The sequence below is a fragment of the Nocardioides anomalus genome (assembly GCF_011046535.1).
GTDB classification, from domain to species: domain Bacteria; phylum Actinomycetota; class Actinomycetes; order Propionibacteriales; family Nocardioidaceae; genus Nocardioides; species Nocardioides anomalus.
The window spans coordinates 2,355,535-2,376,844 of sequence record NZ_CP049257.1 but is presented as its reverse complement, the minus strand read 5'-3'; the positions used below and the strand labels follow the sequence as shown (position 1 = coordinate 2,376,844).

Below are 21,310 nucleotides of genomic sequence, written 5' to 3'. Positions count from 1 at the left end.
CGGCCCGGTCCTCGCGTTACACCGGCCGCGGCCCTTGACGTGCCTACTTGTGTTTTGCAAGTGTGCGGGCCATGAGCCTGTTCATCACCTGCCCGGTCCACGACGTCGAGCGCGCGACGGCCTTCTACACCGCCCTCGGCTGGACCCTCAACCCGGAGATGTCGGACCACAACGTCTCGTGCTTCTCCATCGCGGCCGAGCAGTACGTCATGCTCGGCAGTCGCGAGATGTACGCCGGCGTCGGTGGCACGGAGGACCTGGTCGGCGGCCCGGGCACCCCCTCGAAGGTCACCGTGTCCTTCGACCTCGACAGCCGCGAGGCGGTGGACGAGCTGGTGGCCCGCGCGGCGGCGGCCGGTGGCCGGGTCGGGGACACCGACGACTACCCGTTCATGTACCAGCGGCAGTTCGACGACCTCGACGGCTACCACTACTCGCCGTTCTGGATGAAGCCGGACGCCGATCCGACCGCGTGAGCGACCTGGCCGCGGCCCTCGACGTCGTGGGGGCGCGCTGGGCCCTCCTCGTCGTGGAGCAGCTGCTCGACGGCCCGCAGCGCTACGGCGACCTGCACCGCACCCTCGGGGTCCCGACGAACATGCTCGCCACCCGCCTGCGCGAGCTCGAGGCCGCCGGCGTCCTCACCCGACTGCCCCTGCGGCACAACACGCGCGCCTACGCCCTCACCGACCGCGGGCTCGCCCTGCGGGAGGCGATCACTGCGCTGGGTCGCTGGGGCGCCGAGGGACCTGGGGGCCGTTCGGCGCACGCCTGACGGGTCCCGGGCTAGGGGAGGTCGATCCCGGCGACCAGGTCGGCGGCCAGGTCGCGGATCTTGCGGTTCGTCGCCTGGGACAGCTGGTTGAGGTGGGCGAACGCCGCGTCCTGCGACAGGGAGCGCCGCTCCATCAAGATGCCGAGCGCGATCCCGATGGTGGTGCGCGAGGCCAGCGCGGCGCGGAGCTGCTCGGTGTCTGCCGGTGCCGTCGAGTCTGTCACGCGTGGACCTTCCGCCGCCCCGGTGGTTTACGGCGTAAGCCTATCCTGGTGGTGGAAAACGGCGTCTCTCGTGACGCGGAGGGACCACGCAGGTCTCGAGGGCGGGGAAGCGGACACTGGGGAACGACGACCGAGGAGCGGGGGAGTGCTGTGGTGGACGAAGCGGTGGACGCGGACGCCGAGGTGGTCGCCGGGCGCGAGCCTCCGTCCGCGCGGCAGCCGTTGAGCCGCGACCGGATCGTGGCGGCGGCCCTGGACTTCATCGACAGCCAGGGGCTGGCCGGGCTGACCATGCGCAGGCTGGGTCAGGCGCTGGGCGTCGAGGCGATGTCGCTGTACCGCTACGTGCCCGGGCGAGAGGACCTCCTGGACGCTGTCGTGGAGGCGATCATCGCCGACATGCAGTCCGACGAGGACGTGCTGCGCACCCCCGACCACGGGTGGCAGGACTTCCTCCAGCGGCTGGCGCACGGGGTGCGCCGCGTCGCGCTGGCGCACCCGGCGGCGTTCCCCCTGGTCGCCTCGCGACCGGTCGAGGCGCCGTGGCTGCGACCGCCGCTGCGGAGCCTGGAGTGGGTCGAGGCCTTCCTCGCGGGTCTGCACGACGAGGGCTTCGACGACGCGAGCGCGGTGGGTGCCTACCGGGCCTTCACCAGCTTCCTGCTCGGACACCTGCTGCTGGAGGTCTCGGCCCTGGGTGCCGACGTCGGGCCCCTGGACGTGCTCGAGGAGGACGCGGAGCCCGAGCGGGACGACCTGACCGAGTATCCGCTCGTGGTGCGGCTCCGAGCCGCCCTGTCGGAGGACCACTCGGCGGTGGAGTTCGAGGAGGCGCTGGAGGAGCTGCTCGGCCGCATCGCCTCGATGAGGTCTGCCAAGACTCCCTGAGCGCCTGGTGGGTACCTGCTCCTCGGACCCACCACCCCCTGACCCCGGTGGTCCCCGTACCTGCACGTCCGTCCGGCCCGAGGGAGATGCGTGGAGCGCTCGACCAGTGGTGCCTGGGCGGACGGCGCGGCGCTGATGGACCGGTGCGCGGCCCGGGACGTCCGGGCGCTGGGCGAGCTCTACGACCGCACCAGCGCACCGGTCTACCGGCTGTGTCTCTGCGTGGTGGGCACGGGCGCCCTGGCCGAGGAGGCCACGACCGAGACCTACCGCACCGCGTGGCGCGAGGCGGGATCCTTCGTGAGCCAGAGGCTCAGCCTGGACGCGTGGCTGCTGACCATCGCCCGGCGCGCCGCCCTCGCCGTCGCAGCCACGGAGGGTGGCTCGGCGTGAGCGGCGGCCGGGCGGCGCCGAGCCTCAGCGGGTGCCGGCGGTGGCCTCGCCGGCCATCTCGCGGGTCCGGGCCCGGCCAGTCTCCAGGTCCTGCGACGCCTGCTCCTTCGCGTCCTGGCTCTTGGTGTAGGCGTCCTCGAGCAGGCGACGGGCGACGTCGCGGCCACCGAGGCCGAAGGCGAGGGCGAGGCCGAGGGCGAGCGCACCCATGGTGGCGGCGAACGCGATGGTGACGATCGACTCCGCGATGCGCAGCTGGTCGAGGATCATGAAGAGGGCGATGACCATGACCAGCGCCGGCACCACGGTGGCGACGACCTTGCCGGTCGGGGTGTCGCCCATGACCTTGGCGACCGCGGCCGCGATCGCGGCGGCCACCAGTCCGGCGAGCACGAAGATCACGATGGCCACGATCACGTTGGGCAGGTAGGCCAGCACCTGGTTCATGAACGTCGTGACGGCCGGGATCTTGAGGGCGCCGATCGCGCTGGTCAGGAAGAACACGAAGACGAGCCAGAACACGACTCGGGAGATGCCGTTGGTCGGGCTGGCGCCGGGCACCATCCGCTCGACGTAGGTGTGCGCGTCGGACTCGTGCAGGTGCTCGTCCAGGCCGAAGCCGTCCAGCGCCTTGCGGACGACCGCGGCCACGAGCTTGGCCACGATGAAGCCGATGGCCAGCAGCACCAGGCAGCCGAGGAGGTTGGGGAGGAATCCGAACAGGCCGTCGAGGGCGGTCTGGAGGCTCTGCTTGATCTTCACGGGGCTCGTTTCTGCGTCGCGGCGACGGCGTGGTGCCGAGGCCAGAGGACCGCAGGTAACCGCCACCGACGGCAGCAAACTTACAACGTAAACTCTCGGTCCTCGCCACCAGGGAGACGTTCGTCCCGCTCGGCGCCGCGGTGGTCGACGGCGAGGACCTCGTCATCCCGTTCACCGAGGAGAAGGTGATGGGCGCGGCGCCCCCTCGACCGAGCTCGACGGGGACCACCTCGACGAGTCCGGCGAGCGAGAGCTGTTCGAGTACTACGGCCTCGGCGAGTCGTACTCGGCCCAGTGCGCCGACACGGCGGTGGACGCCAGCGCGGACTTCTCCGACGGCCACGACACCTCCGGCCCCACCACCGACGAGGCGATGACCCGCTCCGAGGAGCAGCTGCGGGTCGGCACCACCTCGCAGGAGTCCGGCCGGGCCCGGCTGCGGAAGTACGTCACCACCGAGATGGAGACGCGGACCGTTCCGGTCCGCAAGGAGCGTGCGGTCCTGGAGACCGAGCCCATCAACGACGAGGACGTCGACCAGGCGCACGGCGGTCCGGCCATCTCCGAGGAGGAGCACGAGGTCGTGCTCCACGAGGAGGTGCCGGTCGTGGAGAAGAGCGTCCAGGCCGTCGAGCGCGTCAGGCTCGGTACCGAGACGGTCACCGAGGACGAGACCCTCTCGGAGGAGGTGCGCACCGAGCACATCGAGGCCGAGGGCGACGTCGACGGCACCCGCCGCTGACGGTCCCTGACCGTGCCTGACCGCGCCGGTGCCCTCGCTCCACGTGAGGGCGCCGGCCGCTCGACCGGACGCCGGGTGACCGAGCAGCTCCCGTCGAGCCGCGACCAGATCCTGGAGCTCGACCACCGCTCCACGCTCCGAGGAGACCTCATCGGCGAGCTCGTCATCGCGAACCACTGAGCTGCCGTCGTCCGAGAGCCTCGGGGTCGTCGCCGGCGCGCCGGAGCCGCAGCCCGAGCCAGAGGTAGGACAGGCTCCAGACGGTCAGGGCGGCGATGCCCCAGCCGTCGCTGGCCAGGAGGCGCACCGGTACGGCGAGGAGCAGCAGCGCGCCGTTGAGCAGGAGCGGCGCCGCGAGCGCCGAACCCGTGGCCCGCAGGAGCAGGCCGGCGCCGAGGGTGCCGACGAGGACCAGGACCGAAGCCACCGCGTAGCAGGTGTCGAGAGCGGTGAGGACGCCGGCGTCCAGGTCGGTGCGGGCCTCGAGGCCGGACCAGATCTCGCAGCCCACCAGCCCGGCGGTGCCGAGGGCGGCGACCGCGGCGGGCCGTGCGACCGCGCCGACGCGCCGGCGCACCTCGACGTACCCGAGGAGGACCAGCAGGTGGCTGAGCGCGAGTCCCAGCGAGAGCAGGAGGAACGCCACCGACGGCATGGGGTAGGCCCAGGTGCCGTCGCCGGCGTCGGTGGTGAGGCTGCCGAGGGAGGCTCCGAGCAGGAGCGGCAGCACCGCACCCGTGGTCACCGACGTCGCTGTGCGCACCTGAGGATCCCCCTGTCCGGCCGGTCCGGTCCGTGTCGGACGGGACGCTAGCCGCGTCCGCGGAGGCGGGCCGTTCCGTTTCCCGAGGGGCAACGGGACGACGGGTTCACGGGGCGAGTGCCGCGCGGGTGATGGACTCGGAGAAGTCGGTCATCAGCTCGACGGCCGTGAGCAGCTCGGGCCGGGCGTCGTCGCTTCGCCGGTGGGCGTGGTACCACGTCGGGGGTACGCCGCGCAGCCCGATCCGGCGCAGCTCGGCAGGCAGGTTGGCGGTCAGGGCCAGCGGGACGACGGTGACCTCGCGGCCCTGGAGCACGCGCTGGGCCACGTGCGCGGTGCTGGTCGCCTCGATCGGGACGAGCACCGCTTCGTCGAGCGGGCGGACGTCGGCCAGCACGAACGGGTGCATGTACTCCTCCGGCAGGTCCCGGCCGTAGATCATCGGGAGCCGGGCGAACTCGCCCACCTCGACCGACCCGGCGTAGGCCAGCGGATGGGACGAGCCGACGAGGCCGACGCGGTGGATCTGCGAGAGGCGGGTGGCGAGGACGTCGGGCTCCGGCGACCCCCGAACGTCAGGACGACGTCCACGTCGCCGGAGAGGAGGTCCGGAGTCAGCCGCGGGAACGGCGTGGGCACCGGCTCCACCGCCACCCCCGGATGGGCGTGGCGCAGGGCGAGCTCCAAGGTGGCCAGGGCGGCGGGGAGCAGCGGCGCGACGACGCCGACACCGGCCGGGACGCCCAGCCGCAGGGTCGTCGTGCTGGCCCCGGCCGCCGCGAGCCGTGCCGTCTGGGCGGTCCGCGGGAGCTCGGGCGCCACCTCCACGAACCGGCGGCCCGCCGCGGTGAGCCCGCCGTACCCACCGGAGTCCCGCTCCACCAGGGGTACGCCGAGAGCCGCCTCAAGCCGCTGGATCCGCTTGGTCAGGGCCGAGACCGTGACGCCCAGGCCGGCCGCCGCCCGCCCGAAGTGCCGCTGCTGGCTGAGGACGACGAAGCTCTGCACGGCCGTGAGGTCGAGATCGGCCAGGTGGTGGTCCTGCACGCCACCAGTCTCGCGTCCGGACCGCCCCGGTGTCGCGGCCCGCCCGCCGTGCGTCAGCGGCCGGCGTCAGCGGCCGCGCCGCTCACCGCCCCAGGACCTGGGCGGCGGTCGCGCGACCGGAGCGCACGGCTCCCTCCATGTAGCCGTTCCACTCGATCGCGTACTCGGCGCCGGCCCAGTGGATGCGGCCGACCGGCTCGCGCAGGACCGAGCCGTAGCTCGTCCACACGCCGGGCGCGAAGTGCGCGCCGTAGCAGCCGCGGGTGAACTCCTCGGCGCTCCAGTCCTTCTCGACGTACGCCGCCGGCTCGCCCGCCGCGGCGCCGAAGTAGCGCACGAAGCAGTCCAGGACCTGCCGGCGGCGCTGGTCGTCGGGGAGACGCTGCCACCGGCGGGCCTCCCCTCCCTCGACGAAGCCCATCAGGACGCCGACCTCGGCGCCGGGGGGCGAGACGTCGAAGGTCACCTTGACCGGTCCGGTGTCGGAGATCGCCTGCCCGTTCCAGCCGGCGTCGCGCCAGAACGGCGTCGTGAAGGCGGCGAAGCACTTGATGACGGTGCCTGCGGGCACCCGTTGGGTCAGCTGGTCGCGCCAGGCGGGGAGGATGGGCTGGTAGTCGATGCGGCCGGCCAGGGTCGGGGGTACCGCGACCACGACGTGCCCGGCCGAGAGCTCCTGCCCGTCCCTCGTCGTCACGGTGACGCCGGAGTCGTCCTGGGTGATGCGGACGACGGGGGAGCCCAGGCGGACGTCGAGGGTCTCGGCCAGGCGCTTGGAGACCAGCACCGACCCGCCGACGACCCGGTCCTTCTGGGCCCCCTTGTCGGTCGAGACCAGGGTCTCCAGGTCGCCGTTGCTGACGGTGTAGAAGAGCGTGTGCAGCAGCGACATGTCCGAGCCGTCGGCGGAGTACAGCGCCTCGGCCTGGGTGCGGAAGTAGCTGCGGCCGGTGGGCGTCCGCAGGTTGCGGCGCACCCACGACTCGTAGGTCATCCCGTCCAGGTGCTCGGCGCGCGGGTGGGCCCAGGGCCTGGCCGGGTCGACGGTCTTGGCCAGCCTCTCGTAGCGCGCGAGACCCTGCGCGAGGTCGAGCAGGGCGATCGGGTTCAGCTTCGGCGTCGCGCCCTTGTGGCTCGCCAGCGCCGACTGCTTCCCCCCAGGTCCACGAGGATCGAGCCGGCGTCGTTCCACGTCGGGAACGTGGCCAGCCCGAGCTCCTCGGTGAGGGCATACATCTCGTCGTGGCCCTCCCCGATCCAGGTCCCGCCGAGCTCGACGGGTGCGCCGTGCAGCTCCCCGCCCTGGGTGCGCCCGCCGACCCGGTCGCGGGCCTCGACGACGACGACGCTCCGGCCCGCTGCGACCAGGCTGCGTGCGGCGCTCAGGCCGGCCAGACCGGCTCCGACCACGAGGACGTCTGCGGTGGTCATGGCTGCTCCTGCGTCGGGGTCTGGGAGGGGGCGGGTCCGAAGAGGGCCTCCGGGTCGTGCACAGCCTGGCCGCCCACCAGGGTCGCCCGCACCCCGATGTCCGCGATGGCCGTCGTGGCCACGGCCGTCGGGTCCGCGTCGAGCACGACGAGGTCGGCGAGCCGGCGCGACGCGAGGGTGCCGACCTCGTGCTCGACGCCGGCGGCGTACGCCGCGTCGCGGGTCCAGCAGCGCAGCGCGGTCAGGACGTCGAGTCGCTCCTCCGCGCCGTACGTCGACGCGGAGGCGGTCCGGCGCTCGAGCATCGCCTGCACGCCGAGCAGGGGGGCTCCCGGGGCGACCGGGCGGTCGGAGCTCCCGGCCACGACGACGCCGGCGTCGATGAGGCTGGCGGCACGGATCGACCAGTCGACGCGCTCGGCTCCGAAGTGCTCGGCGAGCGCGTCGCCGAACTCGCCGATGAAGACCGGCTGGATCGCCACCACGACGCCGAGGCGGCGCAGCCGCGGGACCTGGTCGGGCCGGATCAGCCCGCCGTGCTCGACACGGTGCCGGCGCCGGCGCACCTCCTCGGTCGGACCGGCGGCCTCGAGGGCGTCGAGGAGGACGTCGACGGCGCGGTCGCCCATGGCGTGCGCCGCGACCTGCCAGCCCGAGCGGTGCGCCTCGACGACGTGCCGGTGGAGCCGGACCGGGTCGTCGACGAGCTCGGAGTCGTCGTCGCCGGTCGCGGCGTGCCCCGCCGTACCGGCGCCGTCCAACCACACCTTCATCGCCGAGACCCGCACCCGGTCGTCACCCATCCCGGTGTGCAGGCCGAGGTCGAGCCCGAAGCGGCCCGGGTCGTCGGGGTGGTGCGGCAGGTCGTGGAACAGCTCGTTGTACACCATCAGGTGCGCCCGGGTGCGGGCCTGACCGGAGCGTGCGGCCGCCTGCCACGCCGCGATCTCGAGCGGGCTGTGGTCGACGCCGGGACAACCGATGCCGGCCTCGGTGATGCTGGTCGTCCCCTCGGTGACGTACTGCGCGGTGGCGACGTCGATGGCCGCGACCATCTGGGCCACCGACCCGGGACCGACGACCTCCTTCACCAGCTCCATCGCCGCCTCCTCCAGGAGGCCGGTCGGCGCGCCGGCGTCGTCGCGGTGCACGTAGCCGACGGCGCCCGCGGGCAGGGGGTCGGGCAGGAGCCGCAGCACGGCCGAGGACACCGCGCACATGTGACCGGAGCGGTGGGTCAGCCACACCGGGCGACCACCGCCCGCCCGGTCCAGCTCAGCGCAGGTCGGGTGCCTCCCCGGCGCCGAGCGGTCCAGGTAGCCCACACCGATCACCCAGGCTCCGTCGGACAGGCCCTCGGCGTGCCGCGCGACCCGCTCCAGGATCTCGGCGGTGGAGCCCGCGTCGCTCAGCTCGAGCTGCGTCGCCGCCACGCCGTACGACGTGGTGTGGACGTGGGCGTCGTGGAAGCCCGGCAGCACCGTGGCGCCGGTCAGGTCGACCGTCCGGGCCGCCTCGAGCCCGGCGACCTGCTCGTCGAGGCCGACCACCCGGCCGTGCCAGACGCCCAGGGTCCGGGCGCGCGGACGCGAGGGGTCCATCGTGTAGACGTCCGCTCCGCGCAGGAGCAGGTCGAGCTCGAAGCTCACCGGCGCACCCCCAGCTCGGTCTGGGTCACCTTGCGCAGCCCCCTCGGGCTGTCCGGGTCCAGCCCGAGGCGACGGGCGAGCCCCTCGACGACGAGCTGACCGGCGACCACCAGACCGATCGGCGCAAGGACCTCCGGGAGGTCCGGGCCGGCGACGGCGACGTCGGCGCGGCCGGCGAGGGCCGCGTCGCCGCCGATCGCCACGACCGCTGCGCCGCGCGCCTGCAGGTCCGGCACCAGGCGCGTGAGTCCGTCGAGGACCGGCCCGTCCCGGGGAGCGACCACCACCGCGGTGGTCTGGTCGTCGACGACCGCGATGGGGCCGTGGCGCAGGTCGGCGTACGACAGCCCCGGGACCACCCGCAGGCACGTCTCCTCCAGCTTGAGGGCGAGCTCGGCCGCGACCGCGTGGCCGAGCCCGCGACCCGTGACGATCGTGCGAGGACGGGCGAGCAGCCCCTCGATCGCCGCGTCGACGCCTGTGCGGTGCTCGAGCAGGTCGGAGACGGCACCGGGGACCTGTTCGAGCCCGGCCAGGGGCGCGCCCGCCAGGGCACCGGCCAGCACCGCCATGGCGGCGAGCTGGGTGGTGAAGGTCTTGGTGGCCGGCACCGCGTGCTCCGGTCCCGCCTCGGTGACCAGCACCAGGTCGGCGTGGCGCGCCAGGCTGCTGTCGCCGACGTTCGTCACCGCCACCGTGGCGGCGCCGCAGCCTCGCGCCCACGTCAGGGTCTCGACCAGCTCGGCGGTCTCGCCCGACTGCGAGAGGACGACCACCAGGGCGTGCTCGAGCCGCACCGGGCTCCGGTAGGCCGTGGCCACGCTCGGCGCCACGAGGGCCGCCGCCCGGCCGGCCACCACCTCGGTCAGGTAGCGGCCGTACGTCGCGGCGTTGTCCGAGGAGCCGCGGGCGGCGAAGAGGACCTGCGGCCTCCCGGTGCCGAGTCGGGCGAGGTCGTCTCCGAGAGGCTCCAGCCGGCGCAGGGTGCGCCGGAGCGCTTCGGGCTGCTCCAGGATCTCGGCGAGCATCACGGTGCTCACGGTGCTCACGTCGCGCCGGCCTCGTGCAGGACGCCGCCGACCATCGTCCACAGCAGCCGGTGGTCGGCGTCGAAGGCAGCGAGGTCGGCGTCGCGGCCGACGGAGATCGCGCCACGCTCGGCCGACAGGCCGAGCAGCCGCGCGGGCACGTCGGTGGCCGAGCGGACGGCCTGCGTCCACGGCAGGTCCGCCCACCGGGCCAGGTTCGCCACCGCACGGTCGAGCGTCAGGGTGCTGCCCGCGAGGGTGCCGTCGGCCAGCCGCACCTCGTCGCCCGCGACCGTCACGTGCTGCTCCTCGAGCTCGTACTCGCCGTCCGGCAGGCCGGTCGCGGAGATCGAGTCACTGATGAGCACGAGGTTCTCCACCCCCTTCGCCCGCGCCGCGAGGGCGACGGCGAGCGGGTGCACGTGCACGCCGTCGGCGATGACCTCGCACACCAGCCGCGGGTCCGCGAGCGCGGCGCCCACCACCCCCGGCTCCCGGTGGTGGAACGAGACCATGCCGTTGAAGAGGTGGCTGACGCTGCGGAAGCCGGTGCCGACGGCCCGGTCCATCTCGGCGGCGGTGGCCACGGTGTGGCCGATCGAGCAGACCACGCCGTGCCGCAGGGCGAGGGCGACGACGTCGTCGGCGCCGTCGAGCTCGGGGGCCAGGGTGATCAGCCGCAGGTGTCCGCCGGCTGCCTCGAGCACCTCGGTGAGGAACCCGGCGTCGGCCGGCACCGCGGACTCCGGCAGGAACGCCCCGAGGGCGTCCGGGCTGATGAACGGACCCTCCAGGTGCACGCCGAGGCAGCGCGCCCCCCGCGCCGGCGGGCCGGCGAGGTGGGCGCGCACGGCCGCGAGACCGGCGAGGATGTGCTCCCGGCTGCCCCCGATCGTGGCGAGGAAGCCGGTGACGCCGTGGGCGGCGTAGAACGACGCGAGCCGGTCGAGGTCGGCGTCCGCGCCGTCGATCACCTGCACCCCGGCGCCACCGTGCGTGTGGACGTCGATCAGCCCCGGGACCACGGTCGCCGCGGAGGCGTCGAGCACGCCCTCGGTGCGCGGGGGGGTCCACCGAGGCGATCCGGCCGTCGGCGATGCGCAACGTGACGGGGCCGGTGAGGGCGCCGTCGACGAGGGCCTGCCCCGCCAGCACCGCGAGGTCAGTCACGTCGGTCCGCAGCGGTGCTGACGAACGCCTGCGTGGCCACCGAGGCGTACGCCGCGCACGCGACCTCGACCGCGCGCAGGCCGTCCTCGCCGGTGGCACACGGGTCGAGGACCCGGCCCTGGCCGATGGAGCTCAGGAACGCCTCGACCATGGCCTGGTCGATGTCGGGCTCGAACGGCGCGAGCGCGTGGGTGCGTCCGCGGTCGGTCCCGGACACCTGGAGCGCCTCGCGCCCGGTGGTGATGGTGAGCGAGCCGTCCGTGCCGAGCACGCGCAGCTGGAAGTCGTAGTCCCACACGTTCGTCGGCGTCACCGACCAGCTGGGGTCGACGCTCGCCGGCACGTCGTCCTCGAACAGGACGGACACCAGGGCGCTGTCCTCGACCTCGAGGTCGGTGAACAGCGTGGCGGTCTCGGCCAGCACGTCCCGGGGCTCGAGCCCCGACACGAACCGCATGGCGTCGACGACGTGCACCGAGTGGTCGATGAGCGCTCCTCCGCCCGCAGCGACGGGGTCGGTGATCCAGGAGGGGTAGCGCGGTGGCAGCGGCGGCCGGCCGCGGTTGCTCCCCACCATGCCGCGCAGCCGTCCGAGCTCCCCGCGCGCCACCAGCGCGCGGGCCTCGAGCAGGGCCGGGTAGAACCTCGACACGAACGCCGTGTGCAGCTGGACCCCGTGCTCGCGGCAGGCGTCCACCGCGGCCTCGGCGTCGGCCACCGTGGTCGCCAGGGGCTTCTCGCTCAGCACGTGCACGCCCCGTCGGGCGGCCAGCTCGACGAGCTCCCGGTGCCGGTCGGTCGCGCTGCAGACGACGGCGGCCGCGGGGTGGGTCCGGTCGAGCAGCGCGTCGGCGTCCGCCTCGAACGCCACCCCGAGCTCCTCGGCCAGCGCGCCACCCAGCTCCGGGTCGCGGTCGTGCACGCCGACCAGCCGCCCGTCGCGGCTCCGGCCGAGGGCGGCGGCGTAGGACCGCGCGTGGGGTCCGTGCTCGACCCCGAGCAGCACCACGTCGATCATGCGGTCTCCTCGCTCCGGTCGGACAGGTGGACGACGCGGCGGGTCCGCAGCGACTCGACCGCGGCCAGGGCGACCTCGAGGGCGAGCCGCCCGTCCTCCGCCTGGACCGGACTCGGACCGCCGTCCTCGACGGCGTCGAGGAAGGCGGCGACCTCGGCGACGAACCCGCGGTTCCCCAGCTGGCTGATCGTGCGGGGCGCGGCGCCCGCGAGCTTGACGCTGCCGACCGCCGTGCTGTCGTAGTCCCAGGTGATGCGCCCGTCGCTGCCCGTCAGCTCGGTCGTCAGCTCCAGCCCGTGCCCCGCCGGGTGCGCCCAGCTCGTCTCGACCACCGCCAGGGCCCCCGTGTCGTAGCGCACCGTCGCGACGGCGTAGTCGACGACACCGTCCGCGCCGGCGGACCCCACCGCGTGGACCCTGACCGGTCGGGCCCCACTGACCCAGGTCAGGTAGTCGAAGGAGTGGATCGCGAGGTCCACCAGCGGCCCCCCGGACCGGTCGGGGTCGCGCAGCCAGTCGTCCTCGCTCCACGTCGGGCGCTCGCCCACCAGGGACTGCGCCATCATGCGGACCTCGCCGATCCGACCGTCCCGGACGGCGTCGTACGCCGCGCGGTGGTCGGGCTCGAAGCGCGAGACGTGGCCGATCATCAGCAACCCGGGACCCGTCCGGCCCGCGGCCACGATGCGGTCGGCGTCGGCCAGCGTGCGCGCGACGGGCTTCTCGCAGAGCACGTGCTTGCCGGCCCCGAGCGCGGCGACCACCAGGTCCGCGTGGGTGGGGGAGGGAGTGCAGACGCTGATGACCTCGACGTCGGAGGCGAGGAGCTCGTCCAGGCTCCCCAGCACCTGCGCGCCGGAGGTCCGCGCCAGCGCGTCCGCCTTCTCCGCCACCGGCTCGACGACGTAGGCGAGGTGCGCGCGGCGGTCGGCGGCGTACGCGCGGGCGTGGGAGTGCGCGATGTAGCCCGCCCCGACGAGCCCGACCTCCAGCACGTCGCTCACCACCGGCTGGCCCGACGGTCGTCGCGGAGCAGCCGGGAGCGGTGTGCCGCACCGAGCACGCCGGACTCGGCTCCGAGCGCGGCCGGGACCACCCGCACCGAGTTGGCCACGTCGGCCAACCGCTCGTCCATCACCGCCTGCAGACGGTCCAGGAGCAGCGGGCCGACCTCGGAGACGCCGCCGCCGACCATGAGCAGGTGCAGGTCCAGCACCGTGAGGTAGTCGGCCAGGACCCGGCCCAGGTGCCCGGCGGCGTCCTGGATCGCGCGGGTGGCTCGCTCGTCGCCGGCCGCGGCGGCGGCCGCGACCGCCTCCACGCCACCGGTCGTGATGCCGGCCGCCCGGGCGATGGCCGGCCCGGACGCCACGGTCTCGAGGCACCCCCGGCGACCGCAGTTGCAGAGCTCCCCGTCCGGAACCGCCGGCACGTGGCCGATCTCACCGGCCAGTCCGCTCACGCCGCCGTGGACCTGCCAGTCGAACACGAAGGACATCGAGACCCCCGTGCCGAGGTTGAGGTAGGCCACGTCGGCCTGACCGATGCCGGCCCCGGCCATCAGCTCGCCGAAGGCGGCGGCCTTGACGTCGTGGATCACCGTCGTCGGGTGCCCCACCGCGCTCTGCACCTCCGACACGACCTCGCAGTCGACCATGCTGAGGACGGGGGAGTCGCGGACCAGCCCGCGCACCGAGTCGATGGTGCCCGGCATGCCGATCACGAGCGGTCCCACGGCCAGGCCGCCGGACCGGGCCACCCCGAGGAGCTCGGAGGCCACCTCGACGCAGGCCGCGACGACAGCCGCCCCGCCCTCGGGCGGTGTGGGCATCCGCTTCCTGGCCACCACCGACCCCGACGCGTCGATCACCACACCGGCGATCTTCGAACCGCCCACGTCGATGCCGATGCCTCCGGAGCGCACTCCAGCCTCCGACATGCCCACCTCCTCGTCCCTCTGTCGTGCTGGCACCGCCAGGCTCCGCTGCCGCTGCGTCCTCACTTCATGCCTGTCGTGGCCAGGCCCTCGATGAACCGCTTCTGCATGAACAGGAAGGCGATCAGCAGCGGCAGGACGGTCATCGTGGCCGCCGCCATCTGCAGGTCGGTGCGGTTGAGGAAGCGGCCGGCGAACTGGGCCAGGCCCAGCGGCAGGGTGTACATGTCGGGCGAGGAGGCCACCAGGAGCGGCCACAGGAACGACTCCCAGCTCATCACCAGCGTGAAGATGGTGAGGGCCGAGAGCGCCGGCTTCGCCAGCGGCAGCACGATCTGCACGAAGATCCGGAGCTCACCGGCTCCGTCGACCCGGGCGCTCTCGATCAGCTCGTTGGGGATCGACAGCATGTACTGCCGCATCAAGAAGATGCCGAAGGCGTCGACCAGGGTGGGCAGCACCATCCCGGCGTAGGTGTTCAGCAGGTGCAGGTCGCTGGCCAGGACGTACAGCGGGATCACCCGCACCTGGAACGGGATCATCAGGGTCGCGAGCACCACGATGAACAGGACGTCGCGGCCGGGGAAGGTGAACTTGGCGAAGGCGTAACCCGCCATCGAGCTGGTCACCAGCACGCTCACCACGCTGATGGCCGCGATGACCACACTGTTGACGAAGTAGCGGACGAAGTCCGCGGTCTCGAAGACCCCTCGGTAGTTGTCCAGGTTGACGTGGTCGGGCAGGAACGTGGGCGGGAAGGTGAGGATCTCGGGCAGCGTCTTGAACGACGCCAGCACCATCCAGATGAGCGGGGTCAGCATGACCACCGCGCCCATGAGGAGCAGCAGGTACTTGGTGACGTCGAGCGTCCGGGTCGCGGCCCTCATCAGTACTCGAACTTCCGCTGGATGATCCGGAACTGCACGAGCGTGACGACCATGATCATCACGAAGAGCAGGAACGCCGCGGCCGAGCCGTAGCCCATCTCCAGCGGCCGGAACGTCTGCTCCACCACGTAGATGACCACCGAGCGGGTGCTGCTAAGCGGCCCGCCGGGCAGCTGCTGGGCCGAACCCGTCATCACGTAGGTCTGGGTGAACAGCTGCAGCCCGTTGATGACGCCGATGACCGCGGCCAGCACGATGCTCGGGTTCAGCAGCGGGAAGGTGACGTGCCAGAAGCGGCGCCACGCACTGGCGCCGTCGATGCGGGCCGCGTCCACGACCTCCTTGGGGATCGCCTGCAGTCCGGCCAGGAAGATCACCATGTAGAAGCCCAGGTCACGCCAGATCGTCATCAGCGCGATGCCCTGCAGGGCCCAGTCGGGCGAGGCGAGCCACCCCGGACCGCTGATGCCCACCCAGCCGAGCGCGGTGTTGACCAGGCCGAACGACGGTTCGAGCAGCGCCCGCCACACGTACCCGACCGCCACCAGGGAGGTGACCACCGGGACGAAGTAGACGGTGCGGAACAGGCCGCGGAACCGCAACCTCGCGTCGTTCAGCAGCACCGCGGCGAACAGCGCGAGCAGCAGCGTCGGCAGCACGCTGAGCAGCGTGAAGTACAAGGTGACCTGCACCGACTTGTGGAAGTCGCCGTCGTCGAGGAGCAGCCGGCGGTAGTTGTCCAGCCCGACGAAGGTCTTCGGCGCACCGAGCGGCCACTTGTAGAGGCTGTACTGCAGGGCCCGGGCCATCGGGTAGAAGACGGTGAGCCCGAAGAGGACGAGGGCAGGGCTCAGGAAGACGAGTGCCCAGCGCGTCTGTTGACGGCGCAGCGCCCCGCTCGACCCGGGCCCCCGCCCTCGTCGCAGGACCTGAGAGGTCACTCGAGCAGGCCCTTGCTGCGGTACAGGTCCCGCTCCGCGTCGGCGCCCTGCTCGACGGCGGTCGCGACGTCGGTGCCGTTGAGCACGATCTCGTCCCAGATCTTCTGCTGCACGGCGTACGCGTCGTCCCACCCGTTCGAGTCGTACGGCTCCGCCTCGGCCAGCGCGGCGAAGCCGGCGGCGACGTTCGGGTCGTCCTGGAGCGACTCGTCGGTCAGCAGCGCGGTGCGCGACGGCAGCTCGCCACCGCCCTCGATCCACTTCCGCTGGGCGTCCTCGGAGGTGAGGTAGGCGACCCACTTCCAGGCGGCGTCCTTGTCGTCGCAGTCCGCCGAGACCGCGTAGGACCACGACGTGCTGGCCACCGGCGCCGCGGCGTCGTCGGTCACGGGCGGGGCGGGGTGCACGCTGAAATGCACGTCCGGGGCGGTGAGCTTGTAGACGCCGTCGAAGGTGAACTCCTTGAACGTCATCCCCGCCTTCCCGAGCCCGAACTTGCTCTGCTCGGCGAGGAACTCCGGGTCGTCCACGTGGTCCTCGGTGATCAGGCTGGTGATCCGCTCCCAGGCCTGCTGGCCGGGCTCGGAGTCGTACTGCACGTCGCCGGTCTGGTCGTTGACCAGGCCGTCGGGGTAGGCCAGGGTCGGCGCGGCGTAGAACAGCTGGTACGGCGACGCCGAGAGGTCCATCCCGGCCTGGGTCATCTTGTCGCCAGAGGTCTTGGTCAGCTTCTTGGCCGCCTCGACCAGGTCGTCCCAGGTGGCGAAGTCCTGGGTCGGGTCGAGCCCGGCCTCCTTGAACAGGTCGTCGTTGTAGAACAGCATCATCGTCTGCACGTCGGTGGGCAGCGCGTAGTACTGACCCTCGATCTTGAGCAGTCGGATCGAGGCCGGCGTGAACGCCGACTCGATGTCCGCGGCGGACATGATGGAGTCCGGCACAGGGGCCAGCTCACCGCGCCCGTAGAACTCCTGCAGGATGTTCGCGGGCAGCTGGAAGACGCACGGGCCGTTGCCGGCCTCGAGAGCGGCGCCCAGCTTCTGGAAGTAGGACTCGTAGGGGATCGACTGGAAGTCGATGTTCGCGTCGTCGTAGCTGTCGACGAACCCCTCGACGAGCTTGGCGCGCGCGTCGCTCTGGTGCTGCCAGTGGCTGATGGTGACCTTGCCGTCACCGCCTCCGCCGCCACCGCCGCTCTTCTGCTCGGTGGCGCTCTCCCCGGAGCACGCCACCGCGGTGAGACAGAGGACGAGGCTCCCGAGCAGTGCTGCTGACCTGACGGTGTTCCGGCGCATCGGACCCTCCCGGGTGACCTGATTGGTGTCTGTCACACAGACAACGTGTCTGTCTGACAGACGATGTTCACCGAAAGGTAGGGAGCCGGCCGCGACCTGTCAAGGGTGGGTCCGGCCGCCCACGGCCTTGCTGATCGAGGCCGCCGAGGCCACCAGGGCGGGCAGGAACTCCTCCACCCGCTCCCGGGTGAGCCTGCTGGCCGGGCCGGCGACGGTCAGCGCGGCCAGCACGTGGTCGTCCGGTCCGTGCACCGGGACCGAGGCGCTCGACAGGTCGGGGTCGAGGTCCTGGACGGAGACGGCGACTCCCGTCGCCAGGATGGTGGCGACGCGCTGCGTCAGCCCGGACCGGGAGTCCTGCTGCTCGAGGTAGCGGTCCCGCAGCGTCGTGCCGGCGTGGGCGAGCAGCACCAGCCCCGTCGCGGACTCGTGCAGGGGCAGTCGCCGGCCCGGCGCCTCGACCATGCGGATCGAGCGCCGGCTCTCGGCCTTCTCGACGTAGATCACCGAGCCCTGGTCGAGCACCCCCAGCAGCACGGTCTCGCCGGTGCTCTCGGCGAGGTCCTCCACGACCGGCCGCGCGACGTCGGTGAGGTCGGAGCGCGAGCGGGCCCGCTCGCCGAGCTCGAAGAGGCCCCAGCCGAGCTCGTAGCGGCCCTGGTCGTCGCGGCGCACCAGGCCGCGCAGCTCGTAGGTCGCGAGGACGTTGTACGCCGCCGTGCGCGAGAAGTCGGTCTGCTCGACGATCTCGCCGAGCGTGAGCGGTCGCTCGCTGCGGGCCAGGGCGGTGAGGACGTCGAGGGCGCGGAGGAGGGACTTCACCGGCCGCAGCCGACGGCCGTCGTCGCTCACGACCACGTCGTCCTCGGACTCGCCCACGGGCCCTCGCTCCTTCTCACCCGCCCTCGCCGGGTGTGAGAGGTGATGATGCCCCGCCGAGCACGATCCTGGAAGCACCAGGTGTCCGGGCTCGCGTGTCACGCGCCGGCCGCTGTCGCGACCGGCCCGGTCACAGCTCGTCGCTGACGGCCTCGCCCTGGACGTCTCCGTGGGTCGTCGTCGCGTCCGACAGCCCCTGGAGCGACCTCTCGATCGCTTCGCGCATCGGTGTGAAGTGGTGGTCGGGGACCAGCTGCTGGGCCGAGTCCTGGGTCACGACGAGATCGTGCGACAGGCTCTCGACCAGCGCGTTGACCGTGGGGCGGGGCATGCCGGCGACCAGGGCCACGATCTCGCTCACCACGCGCTCGGGCACCCACGGCACGACGAACTGCGGGCGGTGCAGGCCGGCGACGTCGGCGAAGAGCCTGAGCAGCTCGCGGTAGCTGAGGACCTCGTCCCCCGCCAGGTCGAAGTGCTGGTTGCGCGGTGTACCCCTGAGCGCCGCCGCGATGACCGCGGTGACGTCCTCGACCGCCACCGGCTGCAGGTCTCGCCGCATCCAGGACGGGATCGGGACGATCGGCACGCGCTCGCTCATGCGCCGCATCAGCTCGAAGGAGGTGGAGCCGGCGCCGATGACCATCGCCGCTCGGAGCACCGTGGCTGGGGTCGGCCCCTCGAGGAACACCTGCTCGACCTGCAGGCGCGAGGCGAGGTGGTCCGAGAGGTCGCCCGGCGGCTCGGGCGGGATGAGGCCGGACAGGTAGACGATCCGCTGGACCCCCGCGGCGGCGCAGGCGGTGGACACGTCCTGAGCGGCCTTCCGGTCCCGCTCCACGAAGTCCTCGCCGTCCATGGAGTGGATGAGGTAGACCACCGCGTCGACGTCGCGGACGGCCCGGGCGATGGACTGCTCGTCGCCCACGTCGAGCTCGACCTTGTCGACGTCCGCGGCCCAGGCGAACTCGCCCAGTCGCTCGACGCTCCGGCCACCGGCACTCACCTCGTGACCGTCCGCCAGCAGCTCCGGGATCAGCCTGGATCCGATGTAGCCGGTCGCCCCGGTCACGAGTGTGCGCACGGCTCGGCCGGTCACCGCTCCCGAGCGTGATCAATCCCGGACCGGCGGTGATCTTGACGACACGTCGCGCGCCCGACCTCGCTGCTCCAGCGCGGAGCAGGTGCGCCGATGGGGGTGCCGCAGTCCCCGGAGGCGGCAGCCTGGACCATCTCGACGCGGCCGGTCGACCAGTCGCTGGTGGAGATCGCGCCCGCGAGGCTGCCCGCAGCCGTGCCCAGCGCGGCCACGCGCGAGCCGACGATCGCCTGCCTCTCGACCACCGAGACCGTGACGGTGGGTCCGACCGCCCCAGGATGGCCCCTGCGAGCGAGTTCGCGCGTCAGCATGCCCGTCGACGGGGTCAAGGGGTCTCCGCGGCGGAGAGAACTGCAGAACTGGTCCGACGCCTCGTCCTCAACCCGTCAACGGCATGGTCAAGCGGAGTCCCATCTGCGGCATGGTCGGGCTCCGCCCCGACAGCGGCATGGTCTGGCGGAGCCGACAGCGGCATGGTCGGGGCTCGCCCGCACGGCGGCTCTTCGGATGGTCAGTCGAGGGTGACCGCCGAGGCTACGTCGACTTCTTCAGGCCGAACCCCGCTGACAGCCACGACGCGCCAGGACGAGTCGACGAATCGAACAAGTGGGAATCCGACGACAGTGGCCAGCCTCCTGGCCCCGTCTTTCAGGGGGACCGACAGGTGCGCACCCACAGCGAAGCTGTCTTCCTCGATCGGTACACCGATGAGCCAGGTCGCCTCCGGCTCACCGTCGAGCGATCCCTGGGAATCCCGCAGGGAGAGCGCGAATGAGGGCATGGACAGATGCTGCCACTCACACACCTGAGCGCACGCTCATCGGCACGATCGTGCGGGTCCGAACGGCCGAGCGCCGGCCAGCGGTCTGTCCGAACGTGTTGAGGGTCGCGAAGGCGACGAGCAGGCCGAGCGGGAACAGCCCGCAGTAGGAGCTACCGGCACCAAGGGCGGCCATCATCCGGCCCCGCGGCATGACGAGCGCCATACCCGACGTGTGAGCAGCGGGCACTGCGCAGACAGCGAGCACCTGAACACCGAACAACCGTCCTCGACCACCATGTCGACCACGGGTGCCGGCTTGCCCCTCGCGAGCCGGTCCACGCGGCGCACCTGTCCCGTCTCTCAGGGGCCGGACACCTGGTGGTCCTCTCCTCTGCGGCGGTGCACGTCGCGGACCAGGACGGCGACCGCGTCGGCGCCCTGAGACGCGGCGCCGTTGACCTCCAACGCCAGGGCGGAGACCCTGTGATTGGTGTGGGAGGACCAGCGGACGAGCACCTGGAACGCCGTCTCGGCGTCGACCCCGAAATGGCGCATCAGCACGCCCTTGGCCTGGTCGATGACGGCGCGGCCGGTGAGGGCACTCTTGAGATGACGGATCTCGTTCTCGAGTTCATCGACGCTGGCACGAGTGGGCGCAGCGGACGGTCCCGACCGGTTGAAGCGTGTGGACATCGCGCGGGCCCCTAGTCGTCGCTGATGGAGGCGACGTCGGGGTCTGGGACGTCCTGAGCACTCGCAGAGTACACGCGGACACACGCGAGGTCGCGGCTGTGCCGATCGTGCGGCGCCGTCCGTCGGACCTCAGATCAGCGCGAAGTTTCATGGTCGAGGGCGCGGCCGGCACCGCTCGGGCCGCCGGTTGAGCGCGCGGCTCGCCGACGGAGCAAACCTCCGTCGGCGGATGAGCCGTCAGCTCGATCCCTGCGATGTACTCGTCGTGGGAGGGAGCTGCCCAGTCCCGCAGGTAGAGGATCGGCCGGTCCCGCTCCGGCACGCGCGGCCCGCCGCAACCCGGCTGGCGCCTCGCTGCAGCTCGCCGAGCAGCTCTCCGTGTCCGTGAGCGATCTCGCTGCGCTGGTCTGTGCTGCAGAGCCCCGACAGGCGGTGAGCAGCCAGGCGAGGCGGCTCACGAGCGTCACCGAGCCAGGCCTCGAGGCGCGCCTCGTGTCGCCGGGCGCATCATGATCATCGGCGGACGTCAGCGTCGTCGTCGACCGGTCGACATCCGTGCCTAGGCCACTCACGTCATGGTTCCCCGCGTACCAGCGAACAGGTCGTGCCTGGAGTGCCAAGCAGTTCACGGTTCATCCGAGGTGTGGCCGTGCCTCCCGGTCCGGGTTGCCGAGGCCTACGTGGAGGTGCCTGAGCCGACAGCGGCGTGGTCGGGCAGAGCCCAGTCGGCGGCATGGTCGGATGGCGGGCCGAGCGGGCCGAGCGGGCCGAGCGGGCAGTCACAGACATTCTGAGGCTGGCTGACTGATGGCCTCCGACAACATCTCCGGGGCAACACGTCCCTTGACGTACGCTGGGGCGCGGTCAGAGCGCGGCCTGTGAGACTCCCGTGTCCGAAGGCGGTTCCTGAGTGTGGCTGAGTTCCCT

Annotated in this window: 28 protein-coding genes; 6 read left to right on the top strand and 22 right to left on the bottom strand. The window is 72.5% G+C overall.

Translation table 11 applies throughout. The annotated features are described in order from the left end of the window. Positions 1 to 71 precede the first annotated feature (71 nt). Positions 72 to 476 carry a VOC family protein gene (locus tag G5V58_RS12010; RefSeq protein WP_165232834.1) on the top strand — a complete coding sequence of 135 codons (405 nt, stop codon included), beginning with the start codon at positions 72 to 74 and terminating at the stop codon, positions 474 to 476. Beyond that, positions 473 to 775, top strand: a complete 303-nt coding sequence (locus G5V58_RS12005) for a winged helix-turn-helix transcriptional regulator (protein ID WP_165232830.1) — start codon at positions 473 to 475, stop codon at positions 773 to 775. The genes G5V58_RS12010 and G5V58_RS12005 overlap by 4 nt, the downstream gene beginning before the upstream one ends. An 11-nt stretch (positions 776 to 786) precedes the next feature. Here G5V58_RS12005 and G5V58_RS12000 read toward each other — a convergent pair whose 3' ends face one another. Beyond that, entirely contained in the window at positions 787 to 999 is a 213-nt protein-coding gene (locus G5V58_RS12000; RefSeq protein WP_165232827.1) for an ANTAR domain-containing protein, read from the bottom strand. 153 nt (positions 1,000 to 1,152) lie between these two features. Between G5V58_RS12000 and G5V58_RS11995 the strand changes: the two genes are divergently transcribed. Next, positions 1,153 to 1,887: a TetR/AcrR family transcriptional regulator C-terminal domain-containing protein gene (locus tag G5V58_RS11995; protein ID WP_230487290.1), complete on the top strand. Its 735-nt coding sequence runs from the start codon at positions 1,153 to 1,155 to the stop codon at positions 1,885 to 1,887. A 90-nt stretch (positions 1,888 to 1,977) separates the two neighbouring features. Beyond that, positions 1,978 to 2,280: a sigma factor gene (locus tag G5V58_RS11990; protein WP_165232824.1), complete on the top strand. Its 303-nt coding sequence runs from the start codon at positions 1,978 to 1,980 to the stop codon at positions 2,278 to 2,280. Between the two features lie 24 nt (positions 2,281 to 2,304). Here G5V58_RS11990 and G5V58_RS11985 read toward each other — a convergent pair whose 3' ends face one another. Continuing rightward, positions 2,305 to 3,042, bottom strand: coding sequence for a mechanosensitive ion channel (locus G5V58_RS11985; RefSeq protein ID WP_165232821.1), 738 nt, complete (start codon positions 3,040 to 3,042; stop codon positions 2,305 to 2,307). A 310-nt stretch (positions 3,043 to 3,352) separates the two neighbouring features. On the opposite strand from G5V58_RS11985, the gene G5V58_RS11980 reads away from it, so the two are divergent. Then, positions 3,353 to 3,784: a YsnF/AvaK domain-containing protein gene (locus G5V58_RS11980; protein ID WP_230487289.1), complete on the top strand. Its 432-nt coding sequence runs from the start codon at positions 3,353 to 3,355 to the stop codon at positions 3,782 to 3,784. A 12-nt stretch (positions 3,785 to 3,796) separates the two neighbouring features. Beyond that, positions 3,797 to 3,964, top strand: a complete 168-nt coding sequence (locus G5V58_RS11975) for a hypothetical protein (protein ID WP_165232818.1) — start codon at positions 3,797 to 3,799, stop codon at positions 3,962 to 3,964. Here G5V58_RS11975 and G5V58_RS11970 read toward each other — a convergent pair. The 20 genes from G5V58_RS11970 to G5V58_RS11880 all read right to left on the bottom strand — a co-directional run bounded on the left by G5V58_RS11970 (position 3,948) and on the right by G5V58_RS11880 (position 20,383). Next, entirely contained in the window at positions 3,948 to 4,547 is a 600-nt protein-coding gene (locus G5V58_RS11970; RefSeq protein ID WP_165232815.1) for a hypothetical protein, read from the bottom strand. The two genes, G5V58_RS11975 and G5V58_RS11970, sit on opposite strands and share 17 nt — an antisense overlap. Before the next feature lie 106 nt (positions 4,548 to 4,653). After that, the gene (locus tag G5V58_RS11965) at positions 4,654 to 5,013 is read right to left on the bottom strand and encodes a hypothetical protein (protein ID WP_165232812.1); all 360 of its coding nucleotides are present in this window, start codon (positions 5,011 to 5,013) and stop codon (positions 4,654 to 4,656) included. Further along, the gene (locus G5V58_RS11960; protein WP_165232809.1) at positions 4,986 to 5,594 is read right to left on the bottom strand and encodes a LysR family transcriptional regulator; all 609 of its coding nucleotides are present in this window, start codon (positions 5,592 to 5,594) and stop codon (positions 4,986 to 4,988) included. Before G5V58_RS11960 ends, G5V58_RS11965 begins: the two co-directional genes overlap by 28 nt. An 82-nt stretch (positions 5,595 to 5,676) precedes the next feature. Further along, entirely contained in the window at positions 5,677 to 6,786 is a 1,110-nt protein-coding gene (locus tag G5V58_RS11955) for a flavin monoamine oxidase family protein (protein ID WP_268991274.1), read from the bottom strand. Continuing rightward, positions 6,702 to 7,025 carry a flavin monoamine oxidase family protein gene (locus tag G5V58_RS26410; protein ID WP_268991273.1) on the bottom strand — a complete coding sequence of 108 codons (324 nt, stop codon included), beginning with the start codon at positions 7,023 to 7,025 and terminating at the stop codon, positions 6,702 to 6,704. The genes G5V58_RS11955 and G5V58_RS26410 overlap by 85 nt, the downstream gene beginning before the upstream one ends. After that, complete coding sequence (locus G5V58_RS11950) at positions 7,022 to 8,674, bottom strand: amidohydrolase (RefSeq protein ID WP_165232806.1); 1,653 nt, start codon at positions 8,672 to 8,674, stop codon at positions 7,022 to 7,024. The genes G5V58_RS26410 and G5V58_RS11950 overlap by 4 nt, the downstream gene beginning before the upstream one ends. Next, positions 8,671 to 9,714, bottom strand: coding sequence for an SIS domain-containing protein (locus G5V58_RS11945; protein WP_230487288.1), 1,044 nt, complete (start codon positions 9,712 to 9,714; stop codon positions 8,671 to 8,673). The genes G5V58_RS11950 and G5V58_RS11945 overlap by 4 nt, the downstream gene beginning before the upstream one ends. Before the next feature lie 5 nt (positions 9,715 to 9,719). Beyond that, complete coding sequence (gene nagA, locus G5V58_RS11940) at positions 9,720 to 10,751, bottom strand: N-acetylglucosamine-6-phosphate deacetylase (RefSeq protein WP_165232804.1); 1,032 nt, start codon at positions 10,749 to 10,751, stop codon at positions 9,720 to 9,722. A 113-nt stretch (positions 10,752 to 10,864) separates the two neighbouring features. Continuing rightward, on the bottom strand, positions 10,865 to 11,890 hold the full coding sequence (locus tag G5V58_RS11935; RefSeq protein ID WP_165232801.1) for a Gfo/Idh/MocA family protein: 1,026 nt from the start codon (positions 11,888 to 11,890) through the stop codon (positions 10,865 to 10,867). Further along, a complete protein-coding gene (locus tag G5V58_RS11930; protein WP_165232798.1) occupies positions 11,887 to 12,894 on the bottom strand; it encodes a Gfo/Idh/MocA family protein in 1,008 nt (335 codons plus the stop codon). Before G5V58_RS11930 ends, G5V58_RS11935 begins: the two co-directional genes overlap by 4 nt. Next, positions 12,891 to 13,829: an ROK family protein gene (locus tag G5V58_RS11925; RefSeq protein WP_165232795.1), complete on the bottom strand. Its 939-nt coding sequence runs from the start codon at positions 13,827 to 13,829 to the stop codon at positions 12,891 to 12,893. The genes G5V58_RS11930 and G5V58_RS11925 overlap by 4 nt, the downstream gene beginning before the upstream one ends. Before the next feature lie 59 nt (positions 13,830 to 13,888). Beyond that, positions 13,889 to 14,713 carry a carbohydrate ABC transporter permease gene (locus G5V58_RS11920; RefSeq protein ID WP_165232792.1) on the bottom strand — a complete coding sequence of 275 codons (825 nt, stop codon included), beginning with the start codon at positions 14,711 to 14,713 and terminating at the stop codon, positions 13,889 to 13,891. Then, positions 14,713 to 15,654: a carbohydrate ABC transporter permease gene (locus tag G5V58_RS11915; RefSeq protein ID WP_165232789.1), complete on the bottom strand. Its 942-nt coding sequence runs from the start codon at positions 15,652 to 15,654 to the stop codon at positions 14,713 to 14,715. The genes G5V58_RS11920 and G5V58_RS11915 overlap by 1 nt, the downstream gene beginning before the upstream one ends. Further along, a complete protein-coding gene (locus tag G5V58_RS11910) occupies positions 15,651 to 16,949 on the bottom strand; it encodes an ABC transporter substrate-binding protein (protein ID WP_165232786.1) in 1,299 nt (432 codons plus the stop codon). Before G5V58_RS11910 ends, G5V58_RS11915 begins: the two co-directional genes overlap by 4 nt. Positions 16,950 to 17,048: 99 nt before the next feature. Beyond that, positions 17,049 to 17,828: an IclR family transcriptional regulator gene (locus G5V58_RS11905; protein ID WP_165232783.1), complete on the bottom strand. Its 780-nt coding sequence runs from the start codon at positions 17,826 to 17,828 to the stop codon at positions 17,049 to 17,051. Between the two features lie 130 nt (positions 17,829 to 17,958). Continuing rightward, positions 17,959 to 18,912 carry an NAD(P)H-binding protein gene (locus tag G5V58_RS11900; protein ID WP_165232780.1) on the bottom strand — a complete coding sequence of 318 codons (954 nt, stop codon included), beginning with the start codon at positions 18,910 to 18,912 and terminating at the stop codon, positions 17,959 to 17,961. A gap of 11 nt (positions 18,913 to 18,923) precedes the next feature. Continuing rightward, positions 18,924 to 19,172: a hypothetical protein gene (locus G5V58_RS11895; protein ID WP_165232777.1), complete on the bottom strand. Its 249-nt coding sequence runs from the start codon at positions 19,170 to 19,172 to the stop codon at positions 18,924 to 18,926. 266 nt (positions 19,173 to 19,438) lie between these two features. After that, a complete protein-coding gene (locus G5V58_RS11890; protein WP_165232774.1) occupies positions 19,439 to 19,708 on the bottom strand; it encodes a hypothetical protein in 270 nt (89 codons plus the stop codon). A gap of 16 nt (positions 19,709 to 19,724) precedes the next feature. Next, positions 19,725 to 19,913, bottom strand: coding sequence for a hypothetical protein (locus G5V58_RS11885; RefSeq protein ID WP_165232771.1), 189 nt, complete (start codon positions 19,911 to 19,913; stop codon positions 19,725 to 19,727). Between the two features lie 137 nt (positions 19,914 to 20,050). Continuing rightward, on the bottom strand, positions 20,051 to 20,383 hold the full coding sequence (locus G5V58_RS11880) for an ANTAR domain-containing protein (protein ID WP_165232767.1): 333 nt from the start codon (positions 20,381 to 20,383) through the stop codon (positions 20,051 to 20,053). Between the last annotated feature and the right edge of the window lie 927 nt (positions 20,384 to 21,310).